The 11,136-nt window shown below is 56.3% G+C and carries 12 protein-coding genes; 2 read left to right on the top strand and 10 right to left on the bottom strand.

Features of this window, described 5'->3' with window-relative positions; all coding sequences use genetic code 11:
• Positions 1-17 precede the first annotated feature (17 nt).
• On the bottom strand, positions 18-884 hold the full coding sequence (locus tag QN399_RS01205; protein ID WP_322217606.1) for an MIP/aquaporin family protein: 867 nt from the start codon (positions 882-884) through the stop codon (positions 18-20).
• Between the two features lie 385 nt (positions 885-1,269).
• Between QN399_RS01205 and ybaK the strand changes: the two genes are divergently transcribed.
• On the top strand, positions 1,270-1,740 hold the full coding sequence (gene ybaK / locus QN399_RS01200; RefSeq protein WP_322181444.1) for a Cys-tRNA(Pro) deacylase: 471 nt from the start codon (positions 1,270-1,272) through the stop codon (positions 1,738-1,740).
• A gap of 95 nt (positions 1,741-1,835) precedes the next feature.
• Positions 1,836-2,618 (top strand): PhzF family phenazine biosynthesis protein, encoded by a 783-nt coding sequence (locus tag QN399_RS01195; RefSeq protein ID WP_322181442.1) that lies wholly within the window; start codon positions 1,836-1,838, stop codon positions 2,616-2,618.
• Positions 2,619-2,634: 16 nt separating this feature from the next.
• Here QN399_RS01195 and QN399_RS01190 read toward each other — a convergent pair whose 3' ends face one another.
• From QN399_RS01190 to recT, 9 genes are all read right to left on the bottom strand, one after another.
• The gene (locus QN399_RS01190) at positions 2,635-3,699 is read right to left on the bottom strand and encodes an ABC transporter ATP-binding protein (RefSeq protein ID WP_322181440.1); all 1,065 of its coding nucleotides are present in this window, start codon (positions 3,697-3,699) and stop codon (positions 2,635-2,637) included.
• Positions 3,696-4,616, bottom strand: coding sequence for an ornithine carbamoyltransferase (argF, locus tag QN399_RS01185; RefSeq protein WP_322181438.1), 921 nt, complete (start codon positions 4,614-4,616; stop codon positions 3,696-3,698). Before argF ends, QN399_RS01190 begins: the two co-directional genes overlap by 4 nt.
• A gap of 216 nt (positions 4,617-4,832) precedes the next feature.
• On the bottom strand, positions 4,833-5,963 hold the full coding sequence (locus QN399_RS01180) for a tyrosine-type recombinase/integrase (RefSeq protein ID WP_330200461.1): 1,131 nt from the start codon (positions 5,961-5,963) through the stop codon (positions 4,833-4,835).
• A gap of 245 nt (positions 5,964-6,208) precedes the next feature.
• Positions 6,209-6,766: a hypothetical protein gene (locus QN399_RS01175; RefSeq protein WP_330200460.1), complete on the bottom strand. Its 558-nt coding sequence runs from the start codon at positions 6,764-6,766 to the stop codon at positions 6,209-6,211.
• 175 nt (positions 6,767-6,941) lie between these two features.
• Complete coding sequence (locus QN399_RS01170; protein WP_330200459.1) at positions 6,942-7,532, bottom strand: hypothetical protein; 591 nt, start codon at positions 7,530-7,532, stop codon at positions 6,942-6,944.
• A gap of 54 nt (positions 7,533-7,586) precedes the next feature.
• Positions 7,587-8,246, bottom strand: a complete 660-nt coding sequence (locus tag QN399_RS01165; protein ID WP_330200458.1) for a hypothetical protein — start codon at positions 8,244-8,246, stop codon at positions 7,587-7,589.
• Complete coding sequence (locus QN399_RS01160; RefSeq protein WP_330200457.1) at positions 8,239-8,598, bottom strand: hypothetical protein; 360 nt, start codon at positions 8,596-8,598, stop codon at positions 8,239-8,241. The genes QN399_RS01165 and QN399_RS01160 overlap by 8 nt, the downstream gene beginning before the upstream one ends.
• Positions 8,595-10,235, bottom strand: coding sequence for a YqaJ viral recombinase family protein (locus QN399_RS01155; protein ID WP_330200456.1), 1,641 nt, complete (start codon positions 10,233-10,235; stop codon positions 8,595-8,597). Before QN399_RS01155 ends, QN399_RS01160 begins: the two co-directional genes overlap by 4 nt.
• Positions 10,232-11,119, bottom strand: coding sequence for a recombinase RecT (gene recT / locus QN399_RS01150; protein WP_330200455.1), 888 nt, complete (start codon positions 11,117-11,119; stop codon positions 10,232-10,234). Before recT ends, QN399_RS01155 begins: the two co-directional genes overlap by 4 nt.
• Between the last annotated feature and the right edge of the window lie 17 nt (positions 11,120-11,136).

Here is an 11,136-nt window from a genome sequence, read left to right as displayed (position 1 = left end):
CACTGGATGGGTGAGGTTCAAGATGAAGCCTGAGCTTTGCTGCGAACGACGTTAGCGTCCTTATTCTCTACAACAAGGGCGCTGGGCAGGTGGCGAGCGATCAGCCCGCGATAGCTTGCAGCGCCCAGACAGGCACCAAGGATTGGCGCGAAAATCGGGATCAGAAAGTAGGGGATTTCACGGCCGCCAGTAAACGCCATCGGACCCCAGCCTGCGAAGAATGTCATGAGCTTGGGACCGAAATCCCGCGCCGGGTTCATCGCAAACCCGGTCAGTGGTCCCATGGCGCTGCCAATCACGGCGATCAACAAGCCAATCAGTAGCGGCGCCATCGGGCCTCGAGGCAAGCCGTTGTTGTCGTCGGTCAGGGACATGATCACGCACATGAGAATGGCGGTGATCACCACTTCAACCAAAAAGGCTTGTCCGGTGGATATCGCCGGATTGGGGTACGTGGAAAAGATTGAAGCCAGCTCAAGACTGGCTTGAGTCCCGCGAATCATGTGGTGTACGTGTTCGAATTCGAAGAACAGGCTGATGTAGAGCAGGTACACCAACGCGGCCGCGCAAAAGGCGCCGGTCACTTGGGCGAGAATGTAAAGTGGCAGCTTTCTCTTTTCAAAGTCACCGAAAATACATAACGCAATGCTTACTGCAGGATTGAGATGCGCGCCGGATACGCCGGCGGTCAGGTAAATCGCCATGCTGACGCCAATGCCCCAGATGATACTGATTTCCCACAATCCAAAGCTGGCGCCAGCGACCTTGAGCGCTGCAACACAACCGGTACCAAAAAAAATCAACAACGCGGTGCCCAGAAATTCAGCCAGGCATTGACCCGTCAGCGTGGGTTGTTGCAGGGGTTGCGGTATAGCCGTTGTCATGGAAACCTCTTTTTTTGTTGTTCTAAAACGCTGAAGGAAAGTCATCAGCGCTTATTTTTTTCCACATCAGAGAAGTCCTCGTCTCCGAGCAGCCAACGATCCTTAGTCACCACCAAATCGAAAATATTCGTTATCGAAAAAATATAGACAAGAAAGAATGCTGTCAAAGGTCGAAAGTGAACCATAGGCCATAATCTGACCGCCAGTCTTTAGTTCGTTGCCCATTTCTATGTAGGAAACATCTTATTGCTGACCTGAAATTTTTTTTGGTACCGTCCATGACGGCGACATAGCTTGAATATCGCTGCCGATAAGGTGTTTTGGCTGGAGATGTCCTAAAGTAGGCGTCTTGATCTCAACGTCCCGCGACATCCCGGAGAGCTGCATGACCCCCGCATTGGATTTGTTGAAAAAAGTTCGCGCAGATCACCGTGTGCACAGTTATGAACACGACCCGAAGGCGGCCTCTTATGGTCTGGAGGCGGCTGAGAAGCTTGGTCTGGAGCCTGCGCAGGTGTTCAAAACCCTGTTGGCGGTTACTGAAAAAGGCGAATTGCTGGTGGCGGTGGTCCCGGTCGTCGGAAGTCTTGATCTCAAAGCGCTGGCGCATGCAGCGGGGGCAAAAAAAGTCGAAATGGCTGATCCCGCAGCTGCTCAGCGCGCCACAGGCTATTTATTGGGCGGCATTAGCCCGTTAGGGCAGAAGAAGAGATTGCGTACTTTCATCGATCAATCGGCACAGTCCTTCGCCACTCTCTTCGTCAGCGCCGGGCGTCGAGGCCTGGAGGTGGAGCTTTCGGCTGCCGTACTGGCCGGGCTCACCCAGGCAACATTTTCCGGGATTGGTCGCGCCTAGCGCTCTGTATTGTCGATAACGACACGTTCTGTGACTGGCGGTGCATCCGGCGGACGCGCATGCTGGGGCAACTAATGTCAGGGATGGGCCCACTCATGCAGCTTGAATTTCACCAGGTTGACGCTTTCAGTAACCGCCCGTTCAGTGGCAACCCGGCGATGGTTTATCGACTGGATGCCTGGCTGGCGGATGAGTTGATGCAGCAGATTGCTGCCGAGCACAACCTGGCGGAAACCGCGTTTCTGGTCCGTGAAGCTCAGGGCTGGCACATCCGCTGGTTCACTCCAGCCACCGAAGTCCCATTGTGTGGTCACGCCACCCTGGCCAGCGCTTACGTGTTGTTCGAGGTCTACAAAGAGCCGGTCGAGCGGATAGATTTTATTGGCAAGTCCGGCGCCATGAGCGTCACCCGCGAAAACGATCGGTTGTTGCTGGACTTTCCGGCCCTGATGCCCCACGAAGTGGGGGTAACTGTCGAGCTTCAGCGCGCGCTGGGCGTCGATATCGTCGATGTGTTGGGCTCGACCGAGTTGCTGGTGGTCCTGGAGTCCGAACAGGCGGTGCGCGACTGCACGCCCGATATGGCCGCGCTGGCGCGTTTACCGTGGCCAGGCGTTATCGTCACGGCCATGGGCACCCAGCATGATTTTGTCTCCCGCTACTTCGCACCGGCCATCGGTATCCCCGAAGACCCGGTGACCGGCTCGACCCACTGCAGCTTGATCCCCTATTGGTCGAAGCGTCTTGGCAAGCAGGGGTTGACCGCCTACCAATGCTCGGCCCGTGGCGGCGAACTGTTCTGTCGACTGGAGGGAGGGCGGGTCAAAATCGGTGGGCATGCAACCTTGGTGGCGAGCGGGAAGTTATTGCTCGGTTGATGCCCCGATAGAGGCGTTAGATATACCTGAGACTGCCGGCGGCCTGGAACAGCACCAGATGATCAGCCGCCACACGAATCCCGACCTCGTCACCTGCGCGATAGTCGACGTGGCTGGGGAAGATCGCTTCCAGTTGGCTGCCTGTTGGCATTTGCAGTCGATACAGTGTCGAGGCGCCTTGAAAGGTCTTGCTCACAACGTGCGTCTTGAGTGTGCTGTCTGGCGCGTAGACGATGTCATCTGGTCTTAGCAGCACATCCACGGCGCTACCGATCGCCCACATGTAGGCGCGATTGCCACGCAACAGGCCCAGCTCGGTCTGCACTGCTTCCGGGCTGACGAGTTGCCCACGAATGAAATAGCCCTTACCGATAAAGCTGGCAACGAAGGGGGTCAGCGGTTCGTGATAGAGGTTGTAGGGCGTATCCCACTGCTCAAGGCGTCCCTCTTTGAAGACTCCGACGTGATCGCTGACAGCAAAGGCTTCCTCCTGATCGTGAGTCACCAGAATTGCGCTGGTGCCACGTGCCTTGAGGATCTCGCGGACTTCATGACTGAGGCGCCGCCGCAGCTCACCGTCAAGGTTGGAAAACGGCTCATCCAGTAACAGCAGCTGAGGCTCCGGTGCCAAGGCTCGAGCCAGTGCGACACGCTGTTGTTGGCCGCCTGACAACTCATGCGGGTAACGTTTGCCCAGCGTGCCGAGGTTGACCAGTTCGAGCAGTTCGTCGGTGACCTGCTTGAGGCGGGGGTGTTTGCGAATGCCGAAGCCGATGTTTTCCGCGACACTCAAGTGCGGGAACAGCGCGTAGTCCTGAAAGACCATGCCGATCCGGCGCTTCTCGGGCGCCAGGGTGAAGCCTGGGCGCGAGATCACTTCGCCAGCCAGCGTGATTTCACCTTCATACACCGGCTCAAAACCGGCGATGGCTCGCAGTGTGGTGGTCTTGCCGCACCCTGAGGAGCCCAACAAACAGCCGATATCGCCGGTATTGAGGTGCAGGTTAAGGTCCTGCACCACCCGTTGATCCTGATAGCCACACGCCAGATTGCGCAGATTCAGCAGTAAAGGCTGGCTCATGCGTGGTGGTAGGCCGGCTCGACCAGAAACTCAAGCAGTGCTTTTTGCGCGTGCAGGCGATTTTCGGCTTGATCCCAGGCCACAGCCCGAGGGTCGTCGAGCAGATCGAGGCTGATTTCTTCGCCACGGTGAGCGGGCAGACAATGCATGAACAGGACGTCTTCGGCGGCCAGATCAAGCAACTCGCGCGTCACTTGGAAGGGGGCGAACAAGGCCAGTCGCTTGGCGGTTTCCTCTTCCTGACCCATAGAGGTCCAGACATCGGTGCTGACCAGGTGTGCTCCCGCCACGGCTAGCCGAGGATCTCGAACGACGCTGACCCTGTCACCGGCCAGTGCGAGGAATTCGGCGTTGGGCTCATAACCTTCGGGGCAGGCGACACGTAGCTGAAAATCGAACTGGATCGCGGCTTCTATATAGCTGTTACACATGTTGTTGCCATCGCCGATCCATGCCACGGTTTTGCCCTGAATCGAACCGCGATGTTCGAGAAAGGTTTGCATGTCTGCCAGCAGCTGGCAGGGGTGCAGGTCATCGGAAAGGCCGTTGATCACGGGCACGCGGGAATTGGCGGCAAACTCCGTCAGGTTGCTGTGGGCGAACGTCCGGATCATCACCGCATCGACCATGCGCGACATGACTTTAGCGCAGTCGCTGATCGGTTCGCCTCGACCCAGCTGGGTGTCGCGAGGCGACAAAAAGATCGCCTGACCGCCCAGCTGGATCATCCCTGCTTCGAACGAAATACGCGTCCGCGTCGAGGATTTCTCGAAAATCATGCCGAGAACCCGGTTTTTCAGTGGCTCGAAGAGTACGCCGCGGTTACGCAGGTCCTTCAGCTCTATGCCGCGACGAATCACGCTGACTAGCTCTTCTGGCGTGTAATCCATCATCGAGAGAAAGTGCCTTGCGCTCATCATTAACTACCTTTTTGCAACAGACCGCAGATACTCAAAGCCGGGTTTTATCAGGAAAACGGGCGAGACCTGCGGCGAAAGCCGCACGGGGCGACGAATAGGGAAAGGCGCGATGTTATAAGCAAATGTCGCGTATTGCCAATAGCGCCTTTGATCTGTAAGGGTTTCTATCTGTTTCGAAATTGCCGTGGGCCAATAGTGGGCCAAAGTGGACATTTATAGCTTGCTCAGCTCGGCCCAGTCCGATGTCGAGTTGATCCACTTCGCATAGGTCGAGAGCAGCATTTGTACACTGTGACCAAGCTGGTTGGCAATAAAGGCTGTGTTCATGTTCGCCATCAGGCACATCGTCGCGTAGGTATGGCGGCAGTCATATTGACGGCGACGGCGAATGCTAAGTCTGGATAGGGCTGCCATGAAATATTTCTTGGTCGTGCTGTCGGATGCAATCCAGCTTCCAGGTCCCTTTGCTGTGGTAAACACGAACTCCGCACCATCGCCAGCCATCGAGCGCGCCACCTCGATCGCATGAAGTGCTCGATCATTCAGCAACACATCCCGAACAGTCTTGGTCTTGATTCGCTCGACCAGCTGGCCTTTCACGATCTGCCTGCAGACGTGAACCCTCTTTTTCTCCTCGCTTACCTCCGACCACTTCAGCGCCCGGACTTCACCTGGACGCATGCCTGTAAAAAAACAAAACTCAAAATAAGCTGCATAGATCCGCGTACGGCCAATAAGCGCTTCATACATGCTGGTAATAATCCGTTCAGCCTCGTCACGCTCGAAGGGGTCAACCTGACGCTTCGGGAGCTTCGCGCGCGGCATGGACTTGCACGGGTTGCGTGGCATGTGGCCGTCCATCACGGCGGTGGCCAGCACGCTCGACAACTTGTCCATCGCATTGCGGCGAATCCCCGGAGAATCCCACTCGATAGAAGCTACGATCTTGCGGATGTCGGCCGAGGTGATGTCATCGATTCGCCTGCTCGACAAAGTAGGCATCCACACGCCATTCAGGATCGTCAGGTAGTTGTCGCGCGTCTCCTTCACGATGTCCCGGCTATTAAGCCATGTCTGCGAGAACTCACCGAACGTCGGGGTCTTTCGGTCCAGGTTGTAATTTGAGTTCGGGAACATCTGGGCGTACATATCATCAGTCATGACGCCCAGCTTGATCATTTCCTTTACACGAGCACAGAGACTGCCTGCCGAGGCGAGCCCTTTCGCGGTCGGCTTATGGGGAGTCGGCTCACTTCTGCGCTGGCCGTTCCACGTAAAACGGATACGGACCGCTTTGCCACGGGCCTCGACGCCATCAGGGAGACCCATTGATTTTCTGCCCATGCGTTGTATCGCTCCAAGCTGAACATGATGCGTCCGTTAACTTTCTCCCAGACGCCTTGCGGGATGATTCCGGTGAGCCGCTTGTACTCAAGCGCTCTGGAGGTTGTACCGATCAGCTCGGCCAACTTTGATTCAGGGATCTTATCGACCTGAAATGATTCAAGGTCATCCAAGATCAATGGTTTTTTCGAAGACATGCGCGTACTGCTCCATGCCGCGCGTGGCGGCAGAAGGTAGTGAGGGGGTTAGGCTTTGAATTCGGCCGCAGGGCACAATTTGCGAGCGTGATCGAGCAATTCAGCCGACCAGTCGCGACCTACGCCGTCATCGAAGGCGAAAAGCATTCCGCCCAAAGCCTTGCGCAGTGCTTCGTTTTCGGCGCCGTACTCAATCGCCAAGGCGCGCAATCGCTTACACTCACTCTGCTGCTCAAGCGCCATCTCTTCGAAGTGCTCGTCTGGCTCCCATGGGGACGGGATGATCTCGGCCTTCCAGTCGTAAAAAAACTCGACATTCTCGCCTCGCGCAATCATCTGAGCCTTGATGGTGCGGCCCGACTCAATCAAATCCTTCGCCGCCTCCTCTGCATCCTCCTTGCTGGCAAACGCATATGTTTCGCAAGGCCCCGGAGTGAACATTGCCCAGAGCTCCAGCTTTGGCTCGCTCAGGCGCGCCCTCAGGTAAGTAACGATGGGGCGGACGGGATCTTTCTCCTCGAGCTCGATCAGGATCGTTTCAACCGTAGTGCGATCAAGTGCCAGGACCTCTATGGCGGGCTCTGGCGGGGCCATCAAAATGTTCATTTGCTGCTCAATCGTGGACATAGCTTTGCCTCGCCCGCTATTCACCGGCAGGCTGGTAGTTGAATTGGGGTTTCCTGCAAGCGAAGGGGGTGCTCGCGGGTATTACTTGGCGGTGGAGCTCATTACCGCTACCCAGCGCAGATACTCCAGGCCACGTAGGCGATGGCGTGGAGGGTCACGGCGTAACCTTCGGCGTGTAGGCTAGTGTGCCGTTGAGGATCGCCGTCTTTATGGCTTCGAACTCCCAGGCGTAATACTGTGATTCGACGTAGACGCGCATCTTGCCGTAGTCGTGCTTCTTGCGCCGGATGAACGCCTCGGCGGCATCCTTGGTGAAGTGGCTATTGATGATCTCCCAGCGCTCCTGCCATCCAGTCACGGTGTAGTCTTCCAGAGCTTCAAGAATGTCCCACTGATCGCTTTCACACAGGCTAGCAAACTCGCACTCGCTTTGCTCTTGAGCAGATGCATTCAGAGATGCCTGCTGGCATTCGTAAGCATCTTCATAGAACTCGCCAGGGCTGAACCACATGTCGCCTCCGTCGTGATCAACGATGCAGGCTTGATCTGGATTGAAGTCTAGGTCGTAGCCCGTGTCGATGCGCCTGGCCTGTACCGTGAAAATGGCAGCGGCGGTGTGATGGTCGCGCACGCCAGCCCCGACGCAGTCGTGCTTGAGGCGCTGGACGAAGTCGGCCCACGTCGCGGCGTCGAGATCATGACCGGTTGCCAGGCTCGGTTCCGGATCAGTGATTTGGTTTTCCATTGGGCAATACCTGTCCTTACCGCTATAGCAGCTGACTTTGAATTGGGGGAGGGGTTACTTGGTGTTGAGGGTGTTACTTAGCTTGCCGAGTGCGCCGTATGCAGCCCATGCGTCGTCGCGGTTGGCGAACTGCATATTGATCCGGTACTTTCCTCCGGCTTGCTCCAGCGTGTTGAACCCTTTGGCAAAGGCTTTGGCTGCGTCCTCCGCAACCGGCGCGGGCTGCTCGACCATTTTCGTGGCGTCGCGCAAATGCTCGGTTGGGTGGCGATCACGCATGCACTCAAAGCCCTGACGTATCTCGCTCAGCCGCACCTCACCGACAAGATCAACATTGCGCAGCGCCACACCCAAGAAGTCAAGAACCTGCCGGTCCGTCCAGTTGCATGGATTGAATGCTACCGGCTCGCCCTGGTGCTGGGCGACAGGCTCATCGTAGAGCCATTTAACATTGAAGCCGAATTCGTGGTTAATCGAGTTTTGTACGTCGCGCTCTGACTCCCCTTCCACATACGAGAAGAAAGCTCCTTGCAGGGGATAGCGCTTTGGTACACGCCACCAGCCAAACGGCTTACGCTCAATTTGTGGCTTAGCGAGAAGGGCGCGCAGCTCATCCAGCGCATCACGATGGTCAAACAGATACTCGGGAGTTCGCAGCATCGGAACCGCTAACCGATCCGCCAGCTCCCGCGTGATTTCGAGTTTATTACTCATGGCTTGCTCCCGATTCGGAGGGTTTGGCTGGTGGCTCCGACGTGGTTTTTGCCAGGTAAAGCAGAATTGCCCCGCTGACTGGCTTCAAGAAGTTTTCATACCATGCCGACCGAGTTACTTGATCGGAAAACCCAACTACATGGTTGAATGCATGCATACACCTGAGTAGCAATTCTTCACGCTCCGCATTCCTCCGCTCGGAGGCTGCAAGGCTCAGCGTTAAATCGATATTGTTGTGGATGTTCGTATCAAGCTCGTCATTTGCCTCGGCCAGTTCCTCCAGCGCCTTCACCTCCCCAGCCAGCGCATTATTCAACTGCAACTGAAGGTCAGCCACTTGCTCGGCGGTCATGCTGCCGCCTTATTCAGGATTACCCCGGCCATACTGAAGTTAGAACCTTGATCGGCGACCATGGCATCAAGCGCATTCCAGTCGATCATCAGGACCGAGATAGGCGCCTGACCAAATGCGACGGCCTTTATTAGCGCCTCAAAGTCGGTTACCGATGCTTGGTAGCTCACTGGTTTGGTGGCAGGCTTCGATTGAACGGCTTGTGCCGGGGTGGGCCTTGCTGCTACAGGCTCAACCTTGACCGGCTCAGCAACTACAACCGGATCAGGCTTGATCGCTGCCAGACGCTCAGATTCTTGCTCGTCGGCAATGCGCTGCAGTTCCTGTTTCCTAATGTCTTCCCGCAGAGCTTCAGCCTTAACCTCTTCAGCCTTTTGATGCTCATTGATCCGAACCTTGATCAGCGATACCAGGTCGTCATTGGCTTTCACCACAAGTTGCTGAATATCGTTGAACAAGAAGGCGTAATCGGCCGCCAGTTCGGCCAAGCTCGACAGGTTGAGGCGAATACAATCAGCGGACTGACTTGCATCGATCTTCGCCCGGGAAAGCTCGGTATCAACTGCATCCTGCAGGCTTGCGATGGTGCGCTTACCCTTCATGGCGCCATTAAAGTCGGAGGTGACGGCAGGCAGAACGATTCGCCCCAGCGTCTTGTTGATCGCCGCTACGTGATCAGCCAGAGCTTGCTCGGCTTTGTTCTTGATATTTACCTTAACCTGGAGCTCTTGAGCTTTAACCAGTTTGTCGACTTTCAGGCGAGTTTCCCGGGCGTGAGCGCTGATCCGGTCGAGCGAGGCAAACAGATCGTCGATAGTTTGTGTCTGCGACAGAGCCTGCTTCTTGGCCGCCGTTACAGCTTCCTCGACATCGCTACACCACTTGACGGCCTTCTTGGCGTCTGCGAAGTCTTGATCGGTTGCAAGCGTGGTTTTTACCGCATCGATAACCGCTAGCGCTGATTGCTCGAACACTTTCAGGTTGCTGGCGGTAACCATGCCGGTCAATTCAATGCGCAGCGCTGGCAGCTCGTCAGGCGCCTTGCCGACAACGATTGATGGCGCTTCTGCTGCTTCGAAGTTAGCCAGATCAGTTTCGAACTGAGCCCATCCGGCGACTAGTTGTTCTGCGCGGCCCGCAACAGGCCGATATTCCATCGACACAAAGTTTTCGCTGGTGCCGTCGGAGCAAACAAAAATAACTCGCTCGGCACCGCTTACCAGTAGCTGCTGCTCAAGCTGCCAGTAATAGTGGGGCGCCAAGTCTTCGGCCTTCACCTGGGCGACCAGCGATTCATTCCAGAGCTTATGCTCGAACAGTGTTTCGCCCAGCATTGTCGCGCCGTCCATCGATGCCAGCAGGTTGCCCTTAGTACCAACGACCGGGTAAAGCTCTTCGCCGATCATCGCTTCGACAATGGGTCGCGCTGCCGCTTCCGAGGCGTGGCCCTTATCGAAGATATATTGCTGCGATGGCGTCACTTCCGGGCTGATGCCGGTCTTTTTCAGCGCCAACAATTCGGTACGTGTTTGGTATTTTGAGGCGCCCTTCATTGCTGGAGCTTCGGAGGCGGTGAAGTGCTTGGCCCGAAGTGCGTGCCACTCGGCAGATCCCTGCGCTACGTTATGGATGATCATGCGGCTTCCCCTTCGAGTGGTTTCAGTTGGTTGATGGAGTCGATTTGTTCGGCGGTGAGCGTGTATTTGCTGCTTACCGTGGCAATAAGGTGCTCTGGCGATGACTTGCCTTCTTCAATTGCCTTGCGCCACTTCGGAAGGTTCTCGTCGAGCTTCTCGTCCGGGTAGTCGGGTAGCGAATCAGCGATTGCATCTCGCTTCGGCGAAACGTCTCGAATAAGCGGAGTGCTGTCTTCGAGTTCGTCAGGGCTATAGACGCCAAGAATTACGTCAGGGCAATACAGGCGAGACCAGCGCTTGGTAGCCAGATAGGCAAGTTGCTGGCGGGGGTCGTCAGCCCATAGCGTGCTGTTGCGAGTTCGGGCCTGCGCCAAAAGAAGCTCAAGCACTCTTGGCTCATCCTCTCCTTTGAAGGTCGCCCAGACCTTGACGCCCAACCCCTCTTCGTCGGCCAACTTCCATCCGGGCTGGCGATACTCGCCCTTGTCTCCCGACTTGATGACGAACTTGCCGATGACCTTGCTCCAGTCGCCGTACCACTCGTAATGCAGTCGATCCAGTGTAGGAGCGCAAGTAGTGATGACCGCATTTACCAGCTGGGCTTCATAGCCAAGCACGCCGTTGACCAGATGTGTCTTCTGCGCAACAGCGAAAGGGTTCATCTTCCACTGCATGGCCTGCATAACCACGGCCAAGCAATCAGCCGAGTTACCGTTGAAATGCTTTGGCAGAGTTGCGCGGCCGAGAGCCATGACCTCAGCCAGGCGCATCATCTTGTCGAGACTGTCGCCATCAAGAACCAAGCTGCTTGTGCTGGTAGCGGCATGCGGCAATACATGTAATGTTGATTCGTTAATAACCGACGCTACGTTTTGTGAGCTCACGGAAAATCCTCGCCGCG

The organism is Pseudomonas sp. 10C3 (assembly GCF_036346185.1).
In the GTDB taxonomy this organism is placed as follows: Bacteria; Pseudomonadota; Gammaproteobacteria; order Pseudomonadales; family Pseudomonadaceae; genus Aquipseudomonas.
This window is presented reverse-complemented; position numbering and strand designations above follow the sequence as displayed.